The sequence below is a fragment of the Enterocloster sp. 210928-DFI.2.20 genome, assembly GCF_020554465.1.
Classification (GTDB): domain Bacteria; phylum Bacillota; class Clostridia; order Lachnospirales; family Lachnospiraceae; genus Enterocloster; species Enterocloster bolteae.
Genome location: NZ_JAJCHK010000039.1, coordinates 1 through 25,791, shown reverse-complemented (window position 1 = coordinate 25,791; position 25,791 = coordinate 1). Strand labels below are relative to the sequence as shown.

At 49.1% G+C, this 25,791-nt stretch carries 22 protein-coding genes; 1 reads left to right on the top strand and 21 read right to left on the bottom strand.

The genetic code is table 11. The annotated features are described in order from the left end of the window. Positions 1–8: 8 nt before the first annotated feature. The 12 genes from alr to LI015_RS24065 all read right to left on the bottom strand — a co-directional run bounded on the left by alr (position 9) and on the right by LI015_RS24065 (position 12,926). Positions 9–1,118: an alanine racemase gene (alr, locus tag LI015_RS24120; protein ID WP_227126519.1), complete on the bottom strand. Its 1,110-nt coding sequence runs from the start codon at positions 1,116–1,118 to the stop codon at positions 9–11. 32 nt (positions 1,119–1,150) lie between these two features. After that, positions 1,151–2,233 carry a threonine synthase gene (locus LI015_RS24115; protein WP_227126518.1) on the bottom strand — a complete coding sequence of 361 codons (1,083 nt, stop codon included), beginning with the start codon at positions 2,231–2,233 and terminating at the stop codon, positions 1,151–1,153. A gap of 194 nt (positions 2,234–2,427) precedes the next feature. Then, positions 2,428–2,802, bottom strand: coding sequence for a RidA family protein (locus LI015_RS24110; protein WP_117625736.1), 375 nt, complete (start codon positions 2,800–2,802; stop codon positions 2,428–2,430). A gap of 201 nt (positions 2,803–3,003) precedes the next feature. Next, positions 3,004–3,885, bottom strand: coding sequence for a LysR family transcriptional regulator (locus LI015_RS24105; protein ID WP_195631564.1), 882 nt, complete (start codon positions 3,883–3,885; stop codon positions 3,004–3,006). A gap of 90 nt (positions 3,886–3,975) precedes the next feature. Continuing rightward, on the bottom strand, positions 3,976–5,142 hold the full coding sequence (locus tag LI015_RS24100) for a DUF4317 domain-containing protein (protein WP_227126517.1): 1,167 nt from the start codon (positions 5,140–5,142) through the stop codon (positions 3,976–3,978). Between the two features lie 235 nt (positions 5,143–5,377). After that, entirely contained in the window at positions 5,378–6,814 is a 1,437-nt protein-coding gene (locus tag LI015_RS24095) for a four-carbon acid sugar kinase family protein (protein WP_227126516.1), read from the bottom strand. A gap of 80 nt (positions 6,815–6,894) precedes the next feature. Beyond that, entirely contained in the window at positions 6,895–7,809 is a 915-nt protein-coding gene (locus tag LI015_RS24090) for a creatininase family protein (protein ID WP_002567247.1), read from the bottom strand. Positions 7,810–7,836: 27 nt separating this feature from the next. Next, entirely contained in the window at positions 7,837–8,619 is a 783-nt protein-coding gene (locus LI015_RS24085) for an HpcH/HpaI aldolase family protein (protein WP_002573480.1), read from the bottom strand. Beyond that, a complete protein-coding gene (locus LI015_RS24080; protein WP_002567245.1) occupies positions 8,603–9,529 on the bottom strand; it encodes an SMP-30/gluconolactonase/LRE family protein in 927 nt (308 codons plus the stop codon). The genes LI015_RS24085 and LI015_RS24080 overlap by 17 nt, the downstream gene beginning before the upstream one ends. 17 nt (positions 9,530–9,546) lie before the next feature. After that, the gene (locus tag LI015_RS24075; RefSeq protein WP_007036200.1) at positions 9,547–10,971 is read right to left on the bottom strand and encodes an L-fucose/L-arabinose isomerase family protein; all 1,425 of its coding nucleotides are present in this window, start codon (positions 10,969–10,971) and stop codon (positions 9,547–9,549) included. A gap of 23 nt (positions 10,972–10,994) precedes the next feature. Then, positions 10,995–11,822: an SDR family NAD(P)-dependent oxidoreductase gene (locus tag LI015_RS24070; protein ID WP_227126515.1), complete on the bottom strand. Its 828-nt coding sequence runs from the start codon at positions 11,820–11,822 to the stop codon at positions 10,995–10,997. 36 nt (positions 11,823–11,858) lie between these two features. Then, a complete protein-coding gene (locus LI015_RS24065; RefSeq protein WP_227126514.1) occupies positions 11,859–12,926 on the bottom strand; it encodes an Ldh family oxidoreductase in 1,068 nt (355 codons plus the stop codon). Positions 12,927–13,381: 455 nt separating this feature from the next. Between LI015_RS24065 and LI015_RS24060 the strand changes: the two genes are divergently transcribed. Next, the gene (locus tag LI015_RS24060) at positions 13,382–14,428 is read left to right on the top strand and encodes a LacI family DNA-binding transcriptional regulator (protein ID WP_002567241.1); all 1,047 of its coding nucleotides are present in this window, start codon (positions 13,382–13,384) and stop codon (positions 14,426–14,428) included. A 171-nt stretch (positions 14,429–14,599) separates the two neighbouring features. On the opposite strand, the gene LI015_RS24055 is transcribed toward LI015_RS24060, so the two are convergent. The 9 genes from LI015_RS24055 to LI015_RS24015 form a co-directional block, all read right to left on the bottom strand. Next, positions 14,600–15,886 (bottom strand): TRAP transporter large permease, encoded by a 1,287-nt coding sequence (locus tag LI015_RS24055; RefSeq protein ID WP_002567240.1) that lies wholly within the window; start codon positions 15,884–15,886, stop codon positions 14,600–14,602. 6 nt (positions 15,887–15,892) lie between these two features. Further along, positions 15,893–16,501 (bottom strand): TRAP transporter small permease, encoded by a 609-nt coding sequence (locus LI015_RS24050; RefSeq protein WP_002567239.1) that lies wholly within the window; start codon positions 16,499–16,501, stop codon positions 15,893–15,895. 1 nt (position 16,502) lies between these two features. Further along, positions 16,503–17,543 carry a TRAP transporter substrate-binding protein gene (locus LI015_RS24045; RefSeq protein ID WP_002573482.1) on the bottom strand — a complete coding sequence of 347 codons (1,041 nt, stop codon included), beginning with the start codon at positions 17,541–17,543 and terminating at the stop codon, positions 16,503–16,505. Positions 17,544–17,578: 35 nt separating this feature from the next. Then, entirely contained in the window at positions 17,579–19,015 is a 1,437-nt protein-coding gene (locus LI015_RS24040; RefSeq protein ID WP_002567237.1) for a hypothetical protein, read from the bottom strand. A gap of 2 nt (positions 19,016–19,017) precedes the next feature. Then, positions 19,018–20,148 carry a cysteine desulfurase family protein gene (locus LI015_RS24035; RefSeq protein ID WP_117625868.1) on the bottom strand — a complete coding sequence of 377 codons (1,131 nt, stop codon included), beginning with the start codon at positions 20,146–20,148 and terminating at the stop codon, positions 19,018–19,020. A gap of 414 nt (positions 20,149–20,562) precedes the next feature. Beyond that, positions 20,563–21,609: a zinc-dependent alcohol dehydrogenase gene (locus tag LI015_RS24030; RefSeq protein WP_227126513.1), complete on the bottom strand. Its 1,047-nt coding sequence runs from the start codon at positions 21,607–21,609 to the stop codon at positions 20,563–20,565. An 11-nt stretch (positions 21,610–21,620) separates the two neighbouring features. Next, the gene (locus LI015_RS24025) at positions 21,621–22,568 is read right to left on the bottom strand and encodes an ABC transporter permease (protein WP_002567234.1); all 948 of its coding nucleotides are present in this window, start codon (positions 22,566–22,568) and stop codon (positions 21,621–21,623) included. Position 22,569: 1 nt separating this feature from the next. After that, the gene (locus tag LI015_RS24020; protein ID WP_002567233.1) at positions 22,570–24,084 is read right to left on the bottom strand and encodes a sugar ABC transporter ATP-binding protein; all 1,515 of its coding nucleotides are present in this window, start codon (positions 24,082–24,084) and stop codon (positions 22,570–22,572) included. A gap of 74 nt (positions 24,085–24,158) precedes the next feature. Beyond that, complete coding sequence (locus LI015_RS24015) at positions 24,159–25,211, bottom strand: substrate-binding domain-containing protein (RefSeq protein ID WP_227126512.1); 1,053 nt, start codon at positions 25,209–25,211, stop codon at positions 24,159–24,161. Between the last annotated feature and the right edge of the window lie 580 nt (positions 25,212–25,791).

Below are 25,791 nucleotides of genomic sequence, written 5' to 3'. Positions count from 1 at the left end.
TTTCACTTCTACATATTTAGATAATTTCTTGGTATACGAGCTGAAAATATAACAGTTGTTTCAGGAGCCGACGCATTGCACAACTCTGCATAATCTCCTGCTGTCTGTGATTCTTCTCCGTTCCTTCCAAAAATCGTAACCTCATCCCCCACTTTTACTTCTTCTATATCAGTCACATCCAGGATTGTGTGATCGCAGCATATCTTTCCTATGATGGGTACCCGTTTACCGTGGATCAGCATTTCCCCTTTGTTAGATAAGGCACGCCGGATTCCATCTGCAAACCCTACCGGTACAACGGCAATCTTCGTTCTCCTGACCGTCCTATATAAAGGACCATAGCTGACTTCCGTATCTCTGGGTATCCATTTTATCTGCACAATATATGTATTCATTGACATACAGTTTTTGATGCCGCAGCAGGAATACCGTTCAGGACAAATACCATACAGAATGGACCCCACCCGGATGTAATCACCTGGCGTTTGAGGATACCAGATATATGGGTCTGAACTCATTAAATGTGTCTTTATGGAGATATTCTTTTTCTTTAACATCTTTATGAGTTCAAAGAATCTTTGCTGCTCTGCTAAATCCAGTGCCGCGTATGCTCCCTCTGTACCGGCTGCCGTGAGATGAGAGAAAACGGCCTCTGTGTTCAGATTGGGTAATGCATGTATTTTCGCCGCTTCCTCAGCAGCTTCTTCCAACCGGTCTTTAAGTACAATGCCCATCCGGCTCAGTCCGCAATCAACTTTCAAATGCGCCGGCAGGCTGTATGACTGTTTTACAAGTTCATCTGATATCTGTTTTGCCATTTCATAATCCGTTATTGTAATTATGAGCTTATGTTTTCCGGCAATTAGTAATTCCTTACTTTCTGCCGGCATCATCACCAGAATCGGAGCTTTAATTCCAGCCTCTCTCAGCTTTACAGCTTCTTCCATAAAAGTGACTGCAAACATGGGACAACCGGCTTTCTCCAGTTTTTTTGCTATGGGGACAGCCCCCAAACCATATGCATCCGCTTTAACCACTGCTATAATTCCCGTCTCTTCCGGAAGCCTATCAGATACTTTTTTGTAATTTTCAGCAATTACATCCAGGTCTATATCCATCTGTGTATACATCATAATTAATATCCCTTAAGTCAACGAACTTTCATTTGATATTGTTTCTCCAAAATATCCAAAGCCCCATCCAATCCTGTTATACTCTCCGGGAATTCAGGCAAATAAGAGGAAGTGACCTTTGTGTCTTTGACACCGCTGGCCGTAATTAAAAGTACGACCTTCTCGCCTTTTTTAATTTTTCCGCCGGCAACCAGCTCTTTCAGCCCTGCGTACGAGGCCGCAGATGCCGATTCACAGTAAACGCCTTCCTTTTGTGCCAGCTCACTCTGCGCCTGGTAAAAGTCCTCATTTTTCTCCAGGGCGATTGCCAATCCCCTTGATTTTCTGAGCGCGTAAAGTGAATGGTATGTGCCCCATTTGGTGGATATGGAGGATGCCACGCTATCCCATGCTTCTACCGGTTCAATCATTTCACATCCGGAATTATATGCCTTGGCCACCGGACCATAGTCTTCTACCGAAACCATCTGGGGAATATGGTTAATAAATCCCATCTCCTTTAATTCTGAAAAGCCTTTCATGATTCCGAACAAAGCATCTCCGTAGCAAATGGGAACAACAATCTTATCCGGAAGCTCATCCATCTGCTTATAAAGTTCATATGCAATCAGCTTATAGCCCTCGATAGCCCATGGATTGCTTCCCACAATCGGAACCACATAATTTGTGGCAGGATACCATCCACATTGGTTTACCAGATATTTCAGTACTTCCCATCTCTCAGATACTGTTTTTACACCAATTAATTTAGCCCCGTATACCTGCATGAATGTTTCCAGGGTTTTATTGACTCCTTTGACTGTCAGAATCACACAGGGCATTCCTGCCTTTGCTGCAAATGCTGCTCCGGATGCCCCATTATTTCCGGTCGATGCGTACACAACGCCAGGCACCCCCAGCTCCATTGCCTTATTTATCAAGACTGCATTCAGACGGTCCTTATGTCCCCAGGTTGGATTTCTCGTCTCGTCTTTTATATATAGATCCAATCCCAGTTCTTTTCCGATTGCCGGCAGCTTCGTAAGTGCTGTGTTTCCCACTCCAAGGTCAACTAAGGGCTGATTTCCTTTAAATGGAAGCAGTTCCCGATATGTTTCCATGCTGTTACCTGGAAACATCTTCAAAAATGTTGCCTTTTTTCCATCTGTTTTTGGGAGTTCATACACAGGTGTTATGTTGGAAACAAAGGTTTCTGTCCTGCAATAAGAACAGCCTTCATAAATACGTTCTGATTCAAATACATGCCCACATTTTAAACAAACTGATTTTCCTGTATACATTGATTTCCCCTCTGCTATACGGTTGCAATGGCCTCAATTTCAATATCTGCCCCTTTAGGAAGCGCCGCAACCTGGACGCACGCACGCGCAGGCGCATTCCCGCCAAAAAATGTCCCATATGCCTCATTCACTTCGCCAAACAGTTCAAGATTTGTCACAAAAATTGTGGTTTTTACCACCTTATCCAGGCTGCTTCCGGCCTCCTTTAAAATTTCCCCAATATTCATCATGGACTGGATTGTGCGGTCTTTGATGCTTCCTTCCGCAATGGTTCCTGTTGAGGGATTGATTGGCAGCTGTCCTGAGACAAATACAAACCCATTGGCAGATATCCCCTGTGAATATGGCCCAATTGCTGCCGGTGCTTTTTTAGTTGATACACAACTCATTTTTTCTCCTTTCGAATAACCATTATTTACTTGATACGTAGATTATAAGATCTCCTCTATATATTTGTCTAACGAATTAAATTGATTAAAATAATCTATTTTTCGAATTGTTTGGTATATAAGAAAAGAACCTGGCTTACTTATGCAGGTTCTTTACATCCTATCCCTATTCTGTTGTCTGAACATAAGTTACCGCAGGATCTATTTCGGAATCATCTGAGGAAATAATTCAAAAAAATATCTCATGGCCGCAGACTCCAGTCTGGCGCGGTTATATGTCACATACAAATTTACATACCGTGCAGATATTTCTCCAACCGGAATTTCCACTAAAATCTCTGCCTCCAGCTCGTGTTTTACAAGGTCAGCCGGCAGGAAACAGCAGCCCAGTCCTGCTATGCAAAAGTTCTTCGCACTTCCAAGCATATTGCAGTGGATACGATATATCCTTTCATCCAACAGAAGGTGCTCAGATATATCTGACAGATAATTGTCCCATATATCAGAATATATCAACGGAAGATTCAACAAATCGTCCCCCCGTATTCCTTTCTGCAAACAGGAGTACTGCTCCCTTTTTCCCACAAGGACAACCTTTGATTTTTTGTAAAGCTGGCTTATCAGACTATTTGTGTTTATGTTATAGGCAGTGATTGCCAAATCCAGCGTACTGGTGTGCATCATTGAAATCAAAGTTTCTCCATGGTCCACAGTCATATTCACCGCTATGTCCGGAAAATCTCTGCTGTAGCGCACCATATCATCCGCAAACCAGCAATCATGAATCCATTGAGCACATGCAACATTCAAGTGGTCCTGGTATACATTCAGCATGTGTATTTCACGTAAAGCCACTGTTTCTACGTTGAGCAATTGTTTTGCATACTGCAGAAACAGTGTTCCTTCCTCTGTCAATTCAATTCCCGTTTTATTTCTTATTACCAATTGACATTTTGTATATTCCTCTAAAAGGCGGATTCGATTGGAAATTGTGGATTGTGCCACATACATAATTTCAGAAGCACGGGTAAAATTCTTACATTGAGATAAAACGATAAATGTCTGTAAACAATCAAAATTCATATGGTGATTCCTTACTCTCTTTTAAGACAGACTCTTCTGAATCTGCCTTTTCTGTTTTCCTGACTCTATCCCTGTCTGTTCAGGCATGTCCTAAAAAGGTACATTTTCATCCTCATCCCCTTTCGGCGCAGCCACGGGGCGTACTGTGATTCCGTTAATCTCCACATGTTCATTGATGGCTATGACAATACAGGGCCGTCCCTCAATCATCCGGTTCTCCACCAGGTATGTCTTATCTGATGATACCTTGATGCTCACGTCCGGGGTCTTGATTTCAAAGCTCCTGGTGTTGACCACATTGGCTGCCACAAAGCTGGTGCCGGGGCCGTCCTCCACTTGCGCATACCTCTGTTCAAACTCCTCCAGCTTCTCAGGGGTGGCGCCGTTGGTCTCTAACAGCTTCTTCACCTGATACTTGTCCAGGGTCAGGGGGACAGGCTCATCCTTTGTCTCCTCCACCAGCTCGCTCAGGTTCTCATGGATGTTCTTCACTGTCTCAAAATCGCAGTTCTCACCCAGCGTCTCCTCCACAATGGCCTGAAACGTCTCCTTCTGGCTTTTGGCAGACATGGGAATCACGCAGCCTAACAGCTCGTCGATCAGGGTATCCGGCAGCTCTTCCGGGTTCTTGGCATAGTACAAAAGGCTGTGGATATCCGTATTCCTGTCGTTAAAGGCAGGGAACAGGAATCCCTGGACGGGCGCTTCCACCAGCCAGTCCCTGTCGCGGTTTTCAATGGTATTTGTAAGGCTGTTGTAACACAATCCGGCCTTGGAAAGCTTGACAGGACAGATGGTACACTGTATGAATTCGTATACATAGTCCGACGCGTCAAACATCTCCGTACCGTCCGTTGCCTTGGCCGGGATATCGTAGGCGCAGTGGATAAGGATGATATAGTAATTCTCGCCGTAGTCATATGACGCAATGACCTTGTCATAGAACTCCTCCAGTATCGCGTCATCCTTTAACTGGCTGTCCCTGAGCTTTAAGAGAAAATGCTGGGTACCTCCTTCTGCCTCCGTATGTAAAGGAAACTCCATATTAATCAGATTCTTTTCGATGGTCCCGGAAAGGGCGTTTCTGAATATGGTAAAATATTTAAAGGCCTCTTCCTCCTGGAGAGAGAGGAATGCCTCCTTAAGCTCCGTCTTTTTATTTTTCTCCGCGTCCACATAGCAGCCGCAGATACGGGTGATGGCGCAGCCTGCAGGTGTAAACAATTTTTTGATCTCATTTGCTTCTTTCTTATTCATGAACCAGTCTCTCCTAATCTCAAGTCTAATCTGAAATTCCATTTAATAGTAGACCAGATTTCCCAGGAAGTCAAGAGTCCTGCATCCGGCGATAACCAGGCATCTGCTGTCCGGTTTGAACGGCAGGCACAAATGCCCGGTTTGAACGGCAGGCAGACGAAAAAGGGCCGGCACCGCAGTCACAGACAATACGGTACAGCCCATTTTCCATTATACTATGTATATCTTATTCCGCTTATCGCCCCAGCAATATCTCCACTGCCTCCCTGAGAGTCGCATCCTCTCCCACATTACCCGGAAATATCACATATGGAATATGCGGAAACCGGCTCTCCTTCCCCGTCTGCCAGACCGGCACGCCGGGACATATCTGCCCCATTACCGTGGCCCGCTTCACCCGGAGCGCCTTTGTGCCCACATCAGATGAAGTGATGCCTCCTTTTGCTACCACAAAAGCGGGTACCACCTTCAGGTTCCCCACCAGGGACTGCACTGCCTCCGATATCTTCACAGAACGCATAAGGGCGGCTTCCCTGGTGTCATCCTTAAATTCCAGCAGTTTCCTTCTGGTATAGACCGCAGCCGTCTTTCCCTCCGCTATGGTCTGGCTAATCAGCTCCAGGGTCCGCTCTGTCTCTTCCCTGAATGCGGCGTCATTTAACACCAGGTCGGAATTGAATTCCAGGAACCGTATTCCGGGTACCTTTTTAAGCTCCATAAGCTGTCTGGTGGTCTTGGCTGTATGTGACCCCACCACGATGACGCCACCGTGTCCGTTCTCCGGCAGCGCCATCTTCTCCCTGGTAAGAAGGGGCTGGTCCGTGATGCCTCCCATCACCTTTACCAGGGAGGCTGCTGTCCGGAACAGGAACCGTTTTCCCTGCCCCATGGCCTCATAGAGAGCCAGGGCAAAGACCTTTAAGTCGCCGTAGTCCACAGCGTTCACAATCACCTTATTAAAGTTCCTGACCTCCATCAGCTGTCCAGCCACCTTATCCACTCTGCCGTGTCTTAGGTCGTCCAGGCCGATGCAGATGACTTCACCAGCCGGATAGGCGCCTTTCGTCTTCTCCTCCACATAATCAGCCAGATTGGAAGAACGATATCCAAAGGTCCTGTCGGCGGCAAATTCCGTCTCCCCCGCAGGCACCAGTTCCCGGCCGTATCTGACATAGTGGATGTTTCCGATGGTAAAGCGTCCCCCCTCTTTGAAAAAGGGGCAGATGACTTCGCCGTCTGTTTCCTGCTGTCCTTCCCGGCTCAGTACATCCCGCAGCACCTGGGTCTCCAGGGGATAATGTCCCCTGAGTGTGGAATCGCCGCGGCTCATAATGAGAAAATCCCGGCCTGTTTTCCTGGCAGCCTTTACTATATTTCCGGCAATCTCCTGGTGGGCCTTTTTTGTCTCGTCCTCTGTAAAGCCCCTGGAGTTGGTAAGAATATAGAACAGGTTCCCTTCCTCCTGAAAGCCCTGCAGCACGGATTCCTCCGACCAGTCCGTATACACCGAGACGTCATGAACGGTCTGGACACCGGTGGGATCGTCATCCAGCACCACGATCTTCCTGCCGCTCCTTTTGATTGCGTCCCCAAGGAGCCGTTCAATCCGTCCCTCATCCCGTTCAGCCTTATGCTCCAGCTCTCCTGCCGGTAATCTGGTGATTTCTCTCATATCCACCCCGCCTGTCTGTTTTTGATCTATGGTTCGCCTGCCGGCCTGTTTACCTGCCGGCAGGCTTCTCTGTCTGGCTGTTATTTCTTCAAGTTGCCGTGTTCGTCATGCATTGCGTCATACTGGATATTGTTGGTGCCGTTATAACCCAGAGGATTGCGGAAGCCCAGAGGATTCACGCCGCATGGATACTTTGTCTTTACCTCTTCAAGCAGTTCGCAGTACAGATCCGCGCATCTCTCCACGATTTTGTCGCCCTTTTCCTTGCTTGCATTGGTGGGATCCCCAATTACACCTGTATCCAGGTCATCCTTCTCCATCAGGGAGAAGGTTCCCTCGAAGTGGTACAGCATGCCTTCACCTGCTGCCTGGCCTGGCGCGATCTTCCACTTGGAGTCGATGAGGCCGTGGGCCTTGCCCGGTACAGCCAGGTCCATATGTACCTTGTCGGGATACAGGGACAGAGCCACAGAAGTCTCCGCCTCATCTGCATGCCACATAAATGTATCCAGTGTTTTCTTGTTGTCTCTCAGGAAATCATACCAGGTGCTGCCGATGGTAAAGTATCCCTCGATACCTAACTTATGAACCGCCTCAAACATGGACATGGTCTGGCCATGGGCGGAGATAATCAGGAACTTGTTAAAGCCTGCGTTGGCAGCGCCGCGGACGATATCGGTCAAAAGGCCCACATGGGTCTCAAAGGTCAGCGGGATGGTTCCGGGCATGCCCCAGTGGTGAGCCGGATGGGAGCCGTACATCGGGCAGGCGAGAATCATGGCGCCGGACTTTCTGGCAACCGCCTCAGCAATACCCATGGCGTTAAAGGAATCGCTGCCGCATGGGCAGTGAGGTCCGTGCTGTTCGATGGCTCCGATTGGAAGAATCGCAATGTCACACACTTCCTTTGCGTAAGCACAGTTTACAGCTGCCGTATTGTCCTGGAACCATACGGAATCTCTCTTGTCTAATTTGAATTCTGTCTGCTTTTTCATTTTAATATATCTCCTTTTATTTTAATATTATTTTGAATACTGGTTAAACTCTTTTACAATGTTTTTCGCCATATTTCCAATCATGCCCTGATCGGAGCTGATAGGGATATAGCGCACTCCCTTTTCCATCAGTTCCTTTGCCATCTGCGCGTTGTCCGCCACAGTACCCACTGCCTTGCCCGCCTTGTTTACCTTCTCGATGATTTGGTCAATGGCTTCCAGAAGCCTTGGGTGGTTCCTCTGGCCCATCACATCCCTTCCCAGGGACTGGGACAAGTCCATGGGCCCGATAAATACCACATCCAGCTCCTCTAACTTAAGAATCTCGTCCAGATTGCCCAGGGATTCCATGGTCTCACAGTGGATAATAGTCAGAATCTCCTTGTTGGCCTTGTCAATATACTCCTGCTTATCCATCATTCCGTAATTGGCAGCCCTGTGGGTGGGCGCAAATCCCCTGTTTCCAAGAGGCGTATATCTTCCCGCGTCCACCGCAATCCTGGCCTGCTCCGGTGTATCCACGTTCGGCGCATGATAACCCAGGGCTCCTGTATCCAGGGCCTGCATAATGTTCACCGCCGTGGCTTCCCTGACCCGGACAATGGGCACGATTCCCGTCAGGTCTGAGGCCCTTACCAAATCCGTGATGGTTTCCGGGTTATAGGAGACGTGTTCACTGTCTATAACAAAGAACTCCATCCCGCTGCATCCCAGAATTTCAATCACACTGGGATCCACTGTCTTTACAAAGGTTCCGATTACGGCTTCGCCGTTTTTCAGTTTCTGTTTTACTTTATTTTCCCTGACCATTTAATATCTTCCTCCCGTTTTTATCTGCGCGGCCTTTAATCCGGAAGCTGTAGAGCGTGGTGGAGGCTGCCAGATAAAGAATATCCATGTCCGGTCCCCCAAAGGCGCAGTTGCCGGTCTGCTCAGGAACCTTGATGATTCCCAGATAGTCCGCATTTTTATTAAAAATATGAATTCCGCCCTGGGCGCAGCAATACACGTTTTCCCGGCTGTCCGTCTTCATTCCGTCAGGCAGGCCCGCGCCCTCTCCCGTTGTCTCTGCCCATACAGCCCCGCCGCTTAAGGTGCCGTCCGCTTCCACCCTGAACTTACGGATGTGCTTTTTCGGCGAGTCATTGACATAGAGGAAGGCTTCATCCGGGGAAAAGCACAGGCCGTTGGGATTTTCAAAATCATCTGCCAGCAGCTTAAGCTCCCCTGTCCCCGGGTCAAAGGAGAACACACCCTGGAAATCCAGTTCCTGGGGCCTCTCAAGTCCCACCCGGGACGGATTCCTTCCAAATCTGGGGTCCGTAAAAAAGATAACCCCGTCGCTTCTGACCACCACATCGTTGGGACTGTTAAGCTCCTTATCCCCATAATGGCTTACCAGCACTTCCAGGTTTTCCCCCTGGTCATTGGTCCTGGATATGCAGCTTCGCACATGCTCACAGACAATGATGTTGCTATCCATGTCATAGGCATTTCCATTGGCCTTATGTGTATCTTCCCGCAAAAGCCTTACCGTTTTGCCCTGTTCCAGACGGTAAGTCCTGCTCTCCGGGATATCGTTAAAGGTCAGGCATCCTGTAACATCGTTCCATATAGGGCCTTCGATGAAGGTAAAGCCGGAACAGACCGTCGCAAGATCCTGTTTCACATCCACCACATCGAAAAACCGTTCATCAAAACTCTCATAGAAAAGTCCCACTTACACCGCCTCACATTCTACTGTATCACAACCGGCTCAATGTCCAGCAGACTGCACAGATTGATAAGTTCCTTTTTATAATGGCCCGCCACACCGCTGATGTGGTTGGAGTTGAATCTGTCCACAAATTTCTCAATATCAAAATCCGCTTTCATAAATGCAACCGGAAGCTGATGCACGCCTCTTGCTTTCACAAAGGCATCCAGAATCTCCTTGGACGGATCCACAAACTCTGTCTCAATAATAAACATCTGATACTTTCCATCCACCCTGCAAAGCCTTGCCATGGTCATCTCGCCCGCGCTCGGCACGGTAAAGGTGACAGCTCCCCCGGAGGGCCTGTTTGCCCTGCGCAGCTCGATGTTCTTCATGTTCCTGCATCCGTCGCAGCACCGGCCCGCATAGTAGGTGCACATGGAACCGCAGTTTGGAAGGTATATAAGCTTTTCCTTGTATCCCACATGGCTCACATCCGCGAACATGGTGGGCATTCCCCCGGAGATAAGTTTTAACATCTCCATGGTCAGGGCTCCGTCCGCATCAGCCTCACAGGAAATAGGGAATGGGTCGAACTCCCCGTCCGCATCGTATCCGCCGTTGAGCAGTGCCGTGGAAATGCACTGGGGCGCCCTGAAATTCGTCATGTCCGGCATACATTTGATGGCGCCGAAATCCAGATGGCGGTCAGCGATAATATCCTTGGTTGCCAGATAACAGGCCACCTGATATTTTAACCGCTCTTCGGTCAGCTTTTCGTCATACTTCACAGAGCCCACAGAATCCACCAGCCACTTGAATACGGCTTCCACCCTGCTCTCATCAATCGCCTCAGCCCTGCGGACGATTTCTTCATGGTCAATGTGGTCGCTGTCAATCTGAAACAGTTTCTTCCACTGCATGGGATCAAAACTTCCCGTGTCAATGCCCAGGGAACGGCCTCCGATAAAGCCGAATATCCTGCCCTGCAGCTTTCTCACAGCGGCAGCGGCCCGTATGTAAGGCATCATCTTGGTGTCAAACAGATTCGGGTGCTCATCCGTAAAATCCTGCTGTATCCGAAGATGTTTGTAGCCTATCTGGTTTAACGCTCCTCCTGAGCCCAGGAATCCTACGGTTCCATGGGTTCCGGGATCGTCATTGGAGAGCAGTATGGTGGGAAGGCCCATATTCAGCACTCCCCGGACCACTCCGTTGGGCCAGGTCCAGCAGGGGATATTGGCAATAAATACTTCCACCCCCTTCTTCTTAAGCTCATCTGTCTGACGGTCAATATCCTGGGGAGAACGTGCCACGGTATCAAAGGTATGCAGCTCCATCTCATAGTCAGCAAAGTATTCAACGGTCCGTTTTATCCTGGCTGCTGTCTTTTCCTCGTAAAGCACCTTGTACTCATGTTCTCTTGCATCGCTAAAGGTAATCATGCCGACTTTCGGCAACCCCATTTTCTTCACCTTTTATTCCTCCTCTACTTTTGCTCCAGCTCCATAAGCTTCTCATACTGTTCATCCGTAACCGTCTTGTAACCCGGTACCGGGAATGCCTGGAAGCTTCTGCCGCCGTCAATGTATATGGACTGTCCGTACACGAAATTGGAATCATCGCAGGCCAGGAACACGGCCAGCCTTCCGCATTCGTTAGGAGTTCCGATCCTGCCTATGGGCGTCCTGGAAATCACCGTGTTAAACAGCTGTTCATCCGATCCAACACGTCTCATAAGCTCACTCTCAATGGGACCCGGACAGATGGCATTTACCTTGATGTCATAGGGAGTGAGAGCCACAGCCTGTACCTTGGTCAGCTGGCTGACTCCGCCCTTGCTGGTGGTATAGCACATCTGGCTGTCCAAGGCCAGGTAAGCGTTCACAGAAGAAATATTGACAATGGCTCCGCCCTGCCCCTGCTTTACCATCTGCCTTGCCGCCAGCTGGCCTCCAAAGAACAGTCCCTTCAGGTTGACGCCCAGAATCCTGTCATACTGTTCTTCCGTGATGTGCAGGTAGTGGGTCTTGTCAGGATCATTGATTCCCGCGTTGGCCACAAAAATATCCAGCCTTCCGTACTTCTTTACTGTCTCGTCCACCAGCATCTGGTTATCCTCGATAGATGAAACATCGGCCTGCAGGTACAGCACCTCTCCCAGCTTTCCCAGCTCTTTTGCCGCCTTCATGCCCTCTTGGGCGTTTCTGGAACAAATGGTGATTTTTGCGCCTTCCTTCAGATACTCTTCCGCGATTCCATATCCGATTCCCTTTGTACCGCCGGTGATAACGGCAACTTTATTTTCCAGTTTCATATTGTATCCTCTCCTTATATTATGTGTTCAGATAAATCACTCTTGGATTATGGTCAGCGGAGCCTGGATGTCATATTCCTTCTTAAGCTCTGCCAGTTCCTCGTAGGTGGTCACCGGAATAGGAAGACCGTTCTGACGTCTCTCCTGTTCCTTACGGTACTCAATCTCGCCCGGCAGAAGCATCTGAGCCCCTTCCTGCCACATGGGCGTTGCCTTCAGCTGGTCCTTAAACTGCGCCATGCGCTCCTTCATCTGTTCCTTTGATATAATCTTGGAGATATCCATGGCGATAAAGAAATGGCCGGTCAGGCTTGGGTCCTTGGGATTGGCGTACATGCTCTTCATATCCTTCGAGAAAACGCCTCCTGTTATCAGGCCGGATAATATGTCCACCACATAGGATAAGCCCAATCCCTTGTGTCCGCCCATGGGCAGCAGATATCCGTCAAAGGCTGCCTGGGGATCATCGGTGGGACGGCCGTTCTTATCAGTTGCCCAGTCCATAGGAATCTTTTCCTTCTTCTTGATTGCCAGGGTAAGCTTGCCGCCGGCCACCACGGAAAGGGACATATCCAGCACAAATGGGAATTCGCCGTATGTAGGGATGCCGAAGGCAATGGGATTGTTTCCTGTCACCGGAACACTGGCTCCCGGAGCCACAATCAGAGGTTTTACATTGGTCATGGCAATTCCAATCATGCCCCGCTCAGCCGCCATGCGGACATAGAGGGCGCCTGCTCCAAAGTGGTTGCTGTTGATGACGCCGCAGGCCGCTATGCCGCTTACAGCAGCGTGGTCCATGGCGCGCTCCATACCTGCCCTGCCGCCGATGAATCCGGCTGCCGCGTCCACGTCCAGGACCTCAAGGCATCCCTCGCCCCGCACCACCTTGATCTGAGGGTTGGTGTTAATGGCCCCATTTAACATTCTCTTAAAATAAGCCGGAACCCGAATCACGCCATGGGAATCAATTCCCCAATAATTGGTATTTACAAGACATTCTGCATGATACTTCGCATCTGGTTCGCTCATTCCGGCCTTCTGGAATAATTCCTGCGTAAACGCAGTCACGGTTTCACCGCGCATCAATACTGTATTGCCCACTGTTTTTCCTCCTGATTACTTGTTTTTATCTGTATTTTCCAATTATGTATACCTATTCATTTTATTTTTATATTTAAGCTGTATCTTCCGTTTTTTTAACTTAAAGTATTAAAACTGTTGTTTTTCGGAATATACAACTTTGTTTTTTGCCGTTTTTGAATACGTATACATTTGTTTGTAAACTCATTATATTCCCAATGCCGCCTGTTCGTCAATGTATTTTTTAACTTTTTAAGTATTTTAGTTATTTTACTCAAACTATCATTACATTTATTGTACACTTCTAACAATTTCTCTTTGGTACTTTTTGAATTGCAACGCAGCTGTTGCATTATAAATCGTATTCACCCATATTTTCCCTTTGTTACCTTGCAAATAACCATAATTTATGGTACTGTTAACTATATTCAGTGCGGTTACCGCACATATTCAGCACACCAAGGAGGATTTTTCTTATGAAAAGCTCTGATTCTGGCGACAGCATCCAGAATACCGGCAAGCGCGCAAATGGGCGCGGCCACAATACCTCCATCGACGTGGCAAAGCTGGCCGGCGTATCCCAGGCCACCGTATCAAGGGCCTTCAATCCCGCCTCGAAGATGAATCCATCTACGCGCCAGCGGGTTCTGGACGCTGCCAGCGCCTTAAAATACGCCCCTGACGCGATTGCCAGGAGTCTTATATCCAACAGCACCAACATTGTGGCCGTCATTATGCAGAACACCACCAATCCATTCTACGCAACGGTCTTAAGCAAGCTTTCTATCCGGCTGCGCTCCATGGGCAAGCAGATCCTGTTTTTTTATCTGGACGATGAAGGCCATATGAAGGACCTAATCCATCAAATCCTGCAGTACAGGGTGGACGGCATCCTGATCACATCCGTGACCCTGACATCCGATCTGGCCGATACCTGCGTGGACTTCGGGGTTCCTGTGGTTCTGTTTAACCGCTATATGAATACCCCTGGAATCCAGGCTGTCTGCTGCGACAACGTACAGGCAGGGCGCGACTGCGCGGATTACTTTTTCATGAAGGGCTACCGCAGCTTTGCCTTTATAGGAGGCCACGACGAGGCTTCCACCAGCCACGACCGCCGCAGAGGCTTTGTGTCCCGTCTGGAGGAGCGGGGAATTCATGACTGCTCTGTCATCAACACCCCGTTTACCTACGAAGGGGGCAGGGATGGTTTCAGAAGGCTTCTGGAGCAGGAAGGAACATGCCCCAAAGCCCTGTTCTGTGTCAGCGACCTGGTCTGCGCCGGAGTCCTGGACTGCGCCCGGTTTGAATACAATCTGAAGGTGCCGGAGGACGTGGCAGTCATAGGCTTCGACGATATAGAGCTGGCTTCCTACAACTCCTACAGCATCACTTCCTTTGTCCAGCCCATGGACAGCATGATTGACAGAGTATTGGATTTGCTGCTGTCAGAGAAGCAGCCCTCGGAATCCACCAATCTGACGCTTTTCCCCTGCACCTTAAAGACCAGGGGCACCGCATGACACGCCGCTGTTTAAGCAGCGTTCCGCCTCACTGCTCCGTGTTGGATAGCCTGCATGCATCTGCATAAATGTGGCCGTATTCTGTTAAATGAATGAGCGCGGATTAGAACAACGCAAAAACGGCGGCTTTGATTTGTCAAAGCCGCTGTTTCATATCCGGTTCTGTTGCTGTCAAATCACTCCCATCGCCTCAGGCAGCGCCATGGATATCTGTGGTATGTATGTTACCAGCATCAGAAGCGCCACCATGACCACGATCCACGGCCATATCTTCCGCGCCAGCTTATCAAAGGATATCTCCCCCACCTGACAGGCCATGAACAGATTGGCTCCCAAAGGCGGAGTGATAAAGCCGATGGACAGGTTCATTACCACGATGATTCCGAAATGGATGGGATTCACTCCCAGCCTGGTCACAATCGGAAGCAGGATGGGCGTCAGGATAATGATGGCCGCATTGGTCTCCATGAAGGTGCCCACAATCAAGAGCAGTACATTGATGAGAAGCAGCACCAGAATCTTGCTGCTGGTCAGTCCCAGAATGGCATCCGCAATCATGACCGGCACCTGGGTAATGGTCAGGATGCGTCCGAAGCCGGTGGATATGCCTATGATGAGCAGTACCGGCGCGCACATCAGCACGGAACGGTACATAATATAAATCAGGTCCGACGGTTTAATCTCCCTGTATATAAAGAGTCCCACAATCACACCGTACACGCCTGCTATGGCCGCCGCCTCGGTGGGTGTGAATACGCCGCCGTAGATACCGCCCAGGATAATAACAGGAATCATCAGACCAGGAATGGCCTTCAGTATAATCTGCCATATCTCTCCCGGAGTATACCGCTTATCTTCCCCTTTATACCCATGCCTTCTTGAATAGAATACTGAGTACAGAATCAGGCCAGCCCCAATAAGAAGCCCCGGCATGATTCCGGCCATGAACAGGCCGCTGATGGAGGCGCCTGCCGCTACGGCATAGACCACCATACAGACGCTTGGCGGAATGATTACGCCCACGGTTCCTGCGGTTGCCACCAATGCGCTGGAATACCCCTTGTCATAGCCATTCTTCACCATGGCCGGAATCATGATAAGTCCGATGGCTGCCACGGCCGCAGAGCCTGTGCCCGCGATAGCGGCGAAGAACAGGGATGTGACAATAGTCACAATGCCCAATCCGCCTGTAAACCGGCCGGTGAATACCCTCGCCAGGTCTATAAGGCGCCTGGAAATACCGCCCTTCCCCATAACCTCCCCGGCAAATGTAAACAAGGGAACCGCCATCAGAGGAAAGGAATTCAGTCCCTGTATCATGGATTGTACAAAGGTGGTCATGCTGATACAGTCCATGGTCCGGATGGTGGTCAGGGAGGCCAGCCCCAGGCTGACGCCAATCGGGATGGAAAGCAGCAGAAACAGAATCAACGATACGAACAATAAGATTGCAACCATAAGCCTTTATTCCCCCTTCTCCAACAGTTCCGCCGCCTCTTTTTCCGCCAGTTCCAGGACATCCTTTACCTTGGGTTCAAAGCAGATCCGGTTGTTCTCATAATAATCGCCGTCGTAGTTCACAAACCGTTCCAGATCATCCCCCCAGTGCCGGAATTTCCACACCAGGATCTGGATGTTGCGCACCACCATCATAAAGAAGCCCAGCATTCCGGCCAGATAAAGGGCGTTGTAGTTCCACGGAACAGCTGTCAGCATATCCTGAAAACGCCATGCGTCAGAACAAAGCTGCACCATTGCCCTCAGCCCGCCTGCGGAAAATACGAGAAAGAGGACATCGCATAAAATCAGAATGGCTTTCTGGGTCCGGACCGGGAACAGCTCCCTGAAAAAGCCCACCCGCACATGGCGGCTTCCCCTGGTCAGATAGCCAAAGCTGGAAAAGGACATCCATACAAACAGCAGCCTGGCCACTTCCTCGCCCCAGGAAAATCCTGTTTTAAAGATAAACCGCAGCACCACCTGCACAGTAACCAGCAATATCATCAAGGAGAAAAAGAGTACCATGAGGATTGCCTCAAAATTCACATCCAGCCATCTCAATGTTTTTTTCATTTTACTCCTCCCCCTGCTCCCGCCGCTCAGCCGCCACGGCAGCCATCAGCATGTTATATGTATCCTCTCCGCAGTTGGCTATAATATCGCCCTTAATGGACGCGTTGATTTTCTCGCCCAGCTGTCTCCTGACAGAGATATCCACGTCGTTGACAGGAAAACCTGCGTCCTCAAGCTGCTTAAGTATCTCCTCCTCGCTCTGGTCCGCCAGTTCCCAATTATAATCAATGGCCTCCTGAGCGCACTCCATGATAAATGCGCGGTCGGAATCCGACAGGGAGTTCATGAAATCCTCATTGGCATACCACAGGAAATTCGTGAACACATGCCTGGTCAAGGACCAGTACTTTTGTGCCTCGTAAAATTTCTCAGTATAGAAGCTGGTGGTGGCGCATTCCTGACCGTCAATCAGTCTCTGCTGGAGGGACGTAAACAGTTCGTTCCAGCTGACGCTGGTGGTGTTGACTCCCACGGACTCCCACGCCTTAATCTGCAGGGGATTATAGCCGCGGATTTTCAGGCCCTTTAAGTCCTCCTCAGTCTGTATGGGACGCTTGCTGTTGGAGAAATTGCGGAAGCCCAGCTCCATATAACCGATTCCCGTAAGGTTCATCCGTTTTAAGGGCTCCATCATTTTCTTTCCGGCCTCGCTCTCAAACACCCGCTTTGCGTGGGCCGTGTCGTCAAACATGTAAAAGCTCTCCCATGCGGCGAATTCCGGCATGGCCCTTGTAAAGTTGCTGGTGGTGGAGCCGCTCATTTCGATATCCCCGCGCCTGCACTGTTCAAATGTATCCTGGACACTGCCCATCTGTCCCCCCGGGAATATAACCACCTCCATATGCCCCTCAGACCCTGTCTCCACCAGATCCTTGAACTTCAAAAATGCCTTGTGCAGCGGTGTGTTTACATTATTGTCATGGGCAATCCTGATTGTGATCACATCTGATTTCTCCGTCTGGGCGCATCCGGTGAGCGCAAACGCGCTCACCGTCAGAATACAGACAAGACCCATGGCTGCTTTTATGCGCCATCTATCCATAAGATACCTCCTCCCATCTTCGTCCCCTCTGCTGCTTATGCTTCCAGTACCTCTAAATCACATTCCTTTGCAAATGCCTTTACCTCCTCCACGTAATCCCCATATACGAGAGCGAAGTGATGTCCCACGAACTTCTGGCACTCATGGAACCGTTTTGCGTCCTTCACCGTGTAGCGCACCGCGTGCTTGCATTCAGGTGTAAGATAGTCGTCGCATCCATTGATGGTGCCTTTTGCAACCATAATTTTCTTCATATCCGGACTCATGTTAATCATGGTCAGCGTTTCCCCGTTATCCTTGGAGAAATCATAACGCATGGTGGTCCCCCATGAATCCATTGTAAAGGAAACGAACTCCGTAGGCAGGGCAGGCTCGTCGTAACCCTTCATCTGGGCACAGGCCACATCGTGAAGAGTCCTGCACTGGTTGGTGTTCTTATCTAACACCATGGTATTTCCCATGTAAGGAGCCTTTCTGGCAATGTTCATAAGAATGGTGATGGTCAGCACAGACCCCACGTCGCCGGCGCAGGCAGAGGCGATTCCCTCATCCTTAAACAGGGAATGGGCCAGGCAGAAGGTCAGCCTCCTGCGGTTCAGCTCCCTGGTGGCGCAGACCTCGAAGCAGGGGATGGTAAATGCATTGCAGTCGTAATGAGCCATCATTTTCTTAATAGTCTCATAAAACTCCGTATCATTGAGTATGTATTCAGCCGGCATATGTACGCCCTGGGATTCCTTTTCCAGCTTATCGGCCAGCGCTTTTGCCTCTGCCTTCTCCTCATCCGTCAGTGCGTCCAGCCACTGAAACACCTCATCCGAGTTCACATGGGAAAACCGCACCTTGAACTTCCTGGTGATATCCTCCAGGTTCAGGTAAGAACTCTGACATCCAAAGGTGAGCATAGCGCTCTTTAAGGGGAAGAATATCTTTGTGCAGGCCAGAGCCTTCTTTACTCTCAGGGCTGCAAATGTGCGGTTCATCTCCTCGAAATCCAGGAATGCATAGCCGGGTTTTCCCTCGGCAAACAGGTGGGCAGTCATATCCACATGGTCGCATTTGGATATGGCGGATTTATTAGGAGTATGGCCGATAGGTTTATCTGTCCGCTTAGACAGTTCAACCGCGAAGTAGGAAGAAATTCTCAGGCCGCGGATCAAATAGAAATCAGTCTTTGCATCGTCTTCCAGGGCCTTCTGAATCTGTTCCTCCTTAAGCGCGAAATCCTCATTCCAGAAAATAACCACCGGCTCCAGGAATTCCACATTGCGCAGGTCCGCTTCTTCCTCCATCTCCTTCTTGAAAATATCGAATTCCTTCTGAGTTACTTCCATGTCGGATTCCGTTGTCAGGGCATATCCCTCACCGTAACGGCACGGTCCCATATACGCATGTATATGATACATGGTAAATAAAATCGGTTTAACTGTCAACTTTACATTTAATGTACTCTTTTCATTAATCTTGCTCATAATCATTTCCCTCTCTTTATTAATTCATTTAATGTTTCTACTAATACAGTTACTTCTTCCCTGGTATTCTTTTTTCCCAGGCCAATCCGCACAACACTGTCCGCCCTGGGGCCTTCTATGCCCATGGCCCGGATTACATGGCTCCTGGCCCCCTTTTCGCAGGCCGAGCTGCCCGACAGATATATACCCCTCATACGCATCTCATGAAGCAGCTCCTCCGTGGCAAAGGGAAGTACCGATATATTCAGCACATAAGGAACCGCCCCCGAAGGGGAATTAATTACCACATCCTCCATCTGCCGCAGACAGTCCGTCAGATACAGGTTCAGTTCCTTTACATGCTCCCAGTTCTCCCGTATATCCCGGAGGGCTTTTAAGGAAGCATGGCCGAAGGCTGCGATTCCCGGTACATTCTCGGTTCCCGGCCGCACCTTACTCTCCTGGGAGCCTCCAAAGCACAGGGGACGTACGTTTACGCCTTCCCGCACATAGATGGCCCCGCTTCCCTTTGGTCCATGAATCTTATGGGAGCTCATGGTAACCATGTCAGCCTTTATCCGGTTTAAGCTGAACAGAATCTTTCCGAATCCCTGCACGCAGTCGCAATGCACCAGGACATCCGGATTTTTCCGTTTCACACCCCCGGCAATTTCTTCCACAGGAAGGCGCTCTCCTGTCTCGTTATTTACCGCCATGACCGACACCAGCAGAGTATCCTGATTCACTGCATGAATCACATCATCCGCCTGTATCCTCCCGTCCCTGGGCCGGATAAATACCACTTCGTATCCATCCTCTTCCAGCGACCTGCAGGATTCCAGGACAGAAGAATGTTCGATGGCAGTGGTAATTATCCTGCCCTTGTTTCTCCCCTCTGCCCGGGCAGCCAGGACGCTTCCCCTGATGGCCAGGTTATTGGCCTCAGTACCTCCTGATGTAAAGAAGATCTGCCTGGTAGGGGCGCCTATGACCTGGGCTACCTGCTGCCTGGCTGCTGTCAGCCGCCCCAGCGCATCCCTTCCAAGCAGATACGGGGATGATGGGTTTCCGTAAACCTCAGTCATCACTTCACAGGCAGTCATGGCCACATCCTTGTCAACCTGTGTGGTGGCGCTGTTGTCCAGATATATCATATCTTTCTTCACCTCTTTCCACTTTATATGGTTTGTATATATCCTCCCTCCGCACACCGCATTATTTTCTGCTGCTTATTATGTATGATTGTTTTCTGAATACGTATACATTTTATTGGTAAAAATTAGGCATTATCGCAATTAAACCCCAGTACATCTATATGCTTTTTATTGCTTTTGCCTTTTGTTTCCATCTATTTAATTAATACGTATTCACTTTCTATGCACTCATTATAAAAGCTCTCAAACTGTTTGTCAATTTTTTTTTATTAAATTATCTTTTTTTGTGCAAGCCTCACAAATTTAATATAGTAATTTAGTAAATATGGAGAAAATCAAAAATCACCCCGGCATAGAACAAAAACCGTTCTATGCCGGGGCCTGTTAAGGCGCTCCCACTGCCGCAAAGTAATATCACAGCTGTATCAGAGCCTTAATGCATCCATCCCTCCGCTGTGTAAATACGTCAACCGCCTCTCTCATATCCTCCAGGGCAAAGCGGTGGGTTATCATGGGCAGCGGATCTGCAATTCCCATTTTCATCATCTGCATCACCTGTTGGTGGCTGTTGGGATTTCCTCTGCTGCCGCACAAGGTCAGTTCATTCCACATGATGGCTTTCATGTCAATCCCGTAAGAGGATTTGCGGGGCGAGGACAAAAGGGCAATCCTTCCGCCCCGCTTCACCCCTGCGATGCAATTGCGAAAAGACAATTCTGTTCCGGCGCACTCAATCACCTGGTCCGCCCCTATTCCGCCGCTTATGCTGTGAATCCGCTCTCCAATGTCCTCCGCCGTATAATCAAGAACCACATCCACGCCCATCTGCTTTCCCCGTTCCAGCCTGTCTCCCCTGCCGCACAGTATAACCCGGCTGCCCATTGCCTTTGCCAAAAGCATGGCAGACATGCCCACCGGACCGCAGCCCATGACGGCCGTGAGCCCTCCGGGCCTGATTCCCACTGATTCAATCCCATGAAGGGCCGTGGCCATCGTATCTGCCATGGCTCCGTGTTCACAGGTCAGGCCGTCGGGAATATGATGGACGGCCCGTATGTGATAGACACAGTATTGGGCATAGCATCCCTGAGCGGTAAATCCATACTGCTTATGCCCCTGCTCCCTGATGCCGAAATTAAGGCACAGGTTATACCGCCCCATCCTGCAGTTGGCGCAGTGTCCGCACCCAAGATGGGCCTCTGCCGCCACCATATCCCCTGGTTTAAAATCAGTCACGCCGCTTCCCACGGTTTCCACCACGCCGGCTCCCTCATGGCCCGGTATAAAAGGCATGTAAGCGGGCAGTCCGTCCTTCAGGCTCTCTCCCGCCAGAAGGGGCGGATCTGATCCGCAGATTGCCACGGAATGCATTCTTACCAGTACTTCCTGAAAGCCGGGAACCGGCTTTTTTACATCCTCCACGCCATATTCCCCCGGCGCCCTCATAACCAATGCCTTCATAAGTTATCCTTCTACCTTCTGTTCTTCATGTTGTCGGCCACCACTGCTATTACTATAATGGCGCCCTTGAAAATCTGCTGCAAATACGGTGATACCATCATTAAATCCAGGCCGTTTTGCAGAACGCCCATTATAAGCACTCCGCCCACAACGCCCATCACATTGCCGGACCCTCCGGTCATGCTGACGCCTCCGATTACCGTGGAGGCAATGGCATCCATGTGATACTCGATTCCGTTGGTGGCTGAACCCGAGCTTACACGCCCGGTAATCAGGATGCCGGAAATGGTGGCAAACACACTCATCAGCAGAAATACCTTGATTCTGGTCAAATCAACGTTAATGCCGCAAACCCTGGCCGCTTCCTGGTTGCCTCCCAGTGCATAAATTTTCTTGCCAAAGGCCGTCTTTTGCAGCATGATGCTGACCACTGCGGCACATATAATGAATACAATTACTAATACCGGGATTCCCATAAGCTTCTTGCTTCCCAGCCACTCTATCTCAGGCCGTATGCCGCTGATAGGCTGGCCCTTTGAGACAATCAAAGCCAGGCCCTTTGCCACGCTCATCATGCCAAGGGTAGCGATGAAAGAAGGAATCCTCATTTTCGCGGTCAGGACACCATTTACCAGACCGCAGCACAATCCTGCCAGCAGAGGCATCAGGAAAGCCAGAACCAGCGGACATTCCCTGCTGGCAAAGTAAGCGCATATAACGGATGTAAGCGCAATCTGCGGTCCTCCCGAAATATCAATATCGCCAATCAGTATCACCAGCATCATGCCCATGGTGAGAATCCCTACCAGTGATATCTGGCGCAGCATATTCACAAGATTTCCCGGTTTTATAAACTGCGGCTTAATCATTGTCAGAACAATCATGAGCGCAATCAGTATCAGTATAATACTGTATTTTTTGATTAAGCGGCTGGCTGCGGCCCTTTCTTTATTTTCCATTTTAATGTTTCCTCCCTTCATCTTCCCCGAATGCAATCTGCATCAGAAGCTCCTGCGTGGCGTCTTCCCTTCCAATCTCACCGGCCTTGCGGCCTTCGTGCATAATGACAATGCGGTCGCTCATGCCCAGGACTTCTGGCATCTCCGAGGATACCAGAATGACTGCAGTGCCGTTTTTGTTCATTTCACCTAGCAGGCGGTGGATTTCCGCCTTTGCATTTACATCAATCCCCCTGGTAGGCTCATCCACAATCAGAATCAAGGGGGCATTGATCATCCATCTTCCCATCAGAACCTTTTGCTGGTTGCCGCCTGAAAGCAATTCAATATGCTGCTCCATAGAGGGTGTTTTAACCGCCAGTTTGGCCCGCATGGATTCCGTATGGGCCTTAATCCGGTTAAAGTCCAGAAACATCCCCTTTTTCTGGAGTTCCAGATTCGACATAATCATATTGTCAGTGATATCCAGGGGAAGAAAGCATCCGCTGGCCTTTCTGTCCTCTGTCAGCAGGCCGATGCCAAGGGCGATGGCATCATGCGGATTCCTTATATGTACTTCCTTTCCCCGGATAAATACCCTGCCCTCCGTATGGGGACGCAGGCCGAACACCGCTTCTAAAAGCTCGCTTCTGCCCGACCCAATCAGTCCTGTAAACCCTAACATTTCCCGCTCATGCACGCAGAAGGATACGTCAAAGAACCGTTTTCCGTCAGAAAAATGTTCAACTCTCAGCAATTCCTCTCCCGGCTCGTAATATACTTTGGGGAACATTTCCGTCAGTTCCCTTCCTACCATGAGAGAAATCAGCTTATTGTTATCCAGGTCAGCAGTCAGGTCCCCTCCTACCAGCTCTCCATCTCTGAGGACCGAAATCTCATCTGTTATCTCAAACACTTCCGACATCTTATGTGTAATATAAATAATGGTCACGCCCTCTTCCTTCAACATTCTTATGATGTTAAAAAGGCTTTCCACTTCCTTGTCTGCAATTGCAGATGTAGGCTCATCCATTATGATCAGCTTGGAATGAAATGATATAGCCTTTGCGATTTCCACCATCTGCATATTTCCCACGCTGAGTTCCCTCATCAATATGGTGGGGCTCAGCTTAAGCCTCAGCCTGCCTAACAGACAGGCTGTCATCTCATTCAATTGTTTGTGGTCAACAAATCCCCATTTATTCTTTGGTTCTCTTCCCAAAAAGATATTCTCCGCCACCGTCATGTCCGGAATTGGGCTCATTTCCTGGTGAATCATGGATATCCCCGCTTCCAGGGCATGATAGATTGTCTTTAGCTCCAATGGTTTTCCATCAAATATCATTGTCCCCGATGTGGGTGTATAGATTCCCTGAAGGATTTTCATAAGAGTGGATTTACCTGCCCCATTCTCCCCCATAAGGCCATGCACCACCCCTTTGCGCACCTTAAAGGTAACATCCTTCAACGCTTTGACTCCTGGAAACTCCTTTGTTATGTGGTTCATTTCCAGAATGTATCCGGTATCACTGCCCATTTGTTTTCCTCCCTTCTGTCCGTTTCCAAAATCTGAATGGATGGGCGCCTGCCAAGCGCCCTCTTCTATTTTTGCTACTTCTGGGAATACTGCACATAATCATCAACATTGTCCGCTGTCACAAGTTCAAAGGGAATCATGATCTTGCTCTCCGGCTTCTCCCCGTGAATATACTGCAAAGCTGCCTCCAGCGCTTCCTCTGCCTGGCGGTCGGGATTCTGGAATACGGTGGCAGCAATCTTGCCGTCCCTGACCGCATTGATTCCATCCGGATCCCCGTTGACGCCGCAGACAATAATATCATCGCTTTTGCCCGCCTGCTCTACTGCCAGCTGCGTACCCATGGCCATATCATCGTTCAGACACAGAATTGCATCTATATCTGTTCCGGACTGCAGCCATGTCTCTACAAGCTGAAGCGCTTTGTCTCGTTTCCAGTCGCCGGCGCCTTCAATCACCACCTGCATATCCGGATACATTTCACCTAAGGTTTCTACAATTGCGTCACGCCTGATAAACTGGTTCTCCTGGCCCATAATTCCGTTTACAATCGCTACATTGCCTTTTCCTCCTGTCTTTTCCCCTGTAAACCGGGCCAGCAGAGAACCGGCCACTGCGCCGTCCGCACCCACAAAACTGTCACAGTTTTCAAATATGCGGTTAAAGGCAATAAGGGGCACCCCCGCCTCCTTGCAAGCCCTCACAATGGGTTCTGACTGCTTGGCATCCACTGCCAGGCAGATAATGGCCTGGGTGCCGTTGAGAATCTGATTCTCCACCTGGCTGATCTGCGTGTTGGCATCCTGCTTGGAGTCCAAATATGTAATGTGGATTTTATCCTTATGCTCTTCCTCGTATTTTTTCATGGCATTCATCACAAAAGATGCAAATGTATTGTCAAAGGTTTCAATGATGACAGAAACCTCAGCCGGTTTTCCAGAAGTCCCGCCCGGTCCCTCTTCACCATTTCCGGCGGCAGGTGCATTGGCTGTTTCTGCCACTTTGTCCGCGGCTTCCAGGCTGCCGCTCTCTGCGCTGCCGCATCCTGTCAGGATACATCCCGCCATCATTGTGGCCGCCAGCAAAATGCTCACTATTTTTCCTGATACAATTCTTCCCTTTAACATGTTATTTCTCCTTTTTACTATTTTATTTACGGTTTGTATGAATACGTATTAATGGTTTTGGCCTAAAAAAATAAACTTTGATACATTTCTTTGGTATGCAAAGAATCATTTTAAAAACCACATACAGATTAACATGGTTTTAAGGATATCTATTCTTGTCATTTGTTGTCATTTTTTACATTGTCCCCAAGTTTTTGCCATGGTTTTGTCATTTCTTCTAATTTTTCCTCCTTTTTCCGTTAATTTTTTGTTAATTATACGTATTCATTTCATGGACACATTGTAAGTCCCGCAAACTTTAAAGTCAACTGTTTTTTTGATCCGTCCTTTATTTCGTGTATATTATTCAAAATTACGTACTTAATTTTGTGCACTTTTAATTGAGAATGGGGATTCATTTCCGTGACAACCAGATAAAACCGCGAGAATTTGCAGCTTCAGATAAAAGTAAAATGACCAGTCGGGGAACTGGTCATTTTAGGAGAAGGTATTTCGTTTCTTATGGGGTGTAGCAAAAACTATATAATATGATCTCTCGGAATCTTGAGTGATCATGCCAGCAAAACTCTGGCATTGAACT

Bases quoted from the DNA above. Each gene is read 5' to 3' on its own strand.
- alr (WP_227126519.1), bottom strand. From the start codon at position 1,118: ATGGATATAGACCTGGATGTAATTGCTGAAAATTACAAAAAAGTATCT.
- LI015_RS24115 (WP_227126518.1), bottom strand. From the start codon at position 2,233: ATGGAAACATATCGGGAACTGCTTCCATTTAAAGGAAATCAGCCCTTA.
- LI015_RS24110 (WP_117625736.1), bottom strand. From the start codon at position 2,802: ATGAGTTGTGTATCAACTAAAAAAGCACCGGCAGCAATTGGGCCATAT.
- LI015_RS24105 (WP_195631564.1), bottom strand. From the start codon at position 3,885: ATGAATTTTGATTGTTTACAGACATTTATCGTTTTATCTCAATGTAAG.
- LI015_RS24100 (WP_227126517.1), bottom strand. From the start codon at position 5,142: ATGAATAAGAAAGAAGCAAATGAGATCAAAAAATTGTTTACACCTGCA.
- LI015_RS24095 (WP_227126516.1), bottom strand. From the start codon at position 6,814: ATGAGAGAAATCACCAGATTACCGGCAGGAGAGCTGGAGCATAAGGCT.
- LI015_RS24090 (WP_002567247.1), bottom strand. From the start codon at position 7,809: ATGAAAAAGCAGACAGAATTCAAATTAGACAAGAGAGATTCCGTATGG.
- LI015_RS24085 (WP_002573480.1), bottom strand. From the start codon at position 8,619: ATGGTCAGGGAAAATAAAGTAAAACAGAAACTGAAAAACGGCGAAGCC.
- LI015_RS24075 (WP_007036200.1), bottom strand. From the start codon at position 10,971: ATGGGGTTGCCGAAAGTCGGCATGATTACCTTTAGCGATGCAAGAGAA.
- LI015_RS24070 (WP_227126515.1), bottom strand. From the start codon at position 11,822: ATGAAACTGGAAAATAAAGTTGCCGTTATCACCGGCGGTACAAAGGGA.
- LI015_RS24060 (WP_002567241.1), top strand. From the start codon at position 13,382: ATGAAAAGCTCTGATTCTGGCGACAGCATCCAGAATACCGGCAAGCGC.
- LI015_RS24055 (WP_002567240.1), bottom strand. From the start codon at position 15,886: ATGGTTGCAATCTTATTGTTCGTATCGTTGATTCTGTTTCTGCTGCTT.
- LI015_RS24050 (WP_002567239.1), bottom strand. From the start codon at position 16,501: ATGAAAAAAACATTGAGATGGCTGGATGTGAATTTTGAGGCAATCCTC.
- LI015_RS24045 (WP_002573482.1), bottom strand. From the start codon at position 17,543: ATGGATAGATGGCGCATAAAAGCAGCCATGGGTCTTGTCTGTATTCTG.
- LI015_RS24040 (WP_002567237.1), bottom strand. From the start codon at position 19,015: ATGAGCAAGATTAATGAAAAGAGTACATTAAATGTAAAGTTGACAGTT.
- LI015_RS24035 (WP_117625868.1), bottom strand. From the start codon at position 20,148: ATGATATATCTGGACAACAGCGCCACCACACAGGTTGACAAGGATGTG.
- LI015_RS24030 (WP_227126513.1), bottom strand. From the start codon at position 21,609: ATGAAGGCATTGGTTATGAGGGCGCCGGGGGAATATGGCGTGGAGGAT.
- LI015_RS24025 (WP_002567234.1), bottom strand. From the start codon at position 22,568: ATGGAAAATAAAGAAAGGGCCGCAGCCAGCCGCTTAATCAAAAAATAC.
- LI015_RS24020 (WP_002567233.1), bottom strand. From the start codon at position 24,084: ATGGGCAGTGATACCGGATACATTCTGGAAATGAACCACATAACAAAG.
- LI015_RS24015 (WP_227126512.1), bottom strand. From the start codon at position 25,211: ATGTTAAAGGGAAGAATTGTATCAGGAAAAATAGTGAGCATTTTGCTG.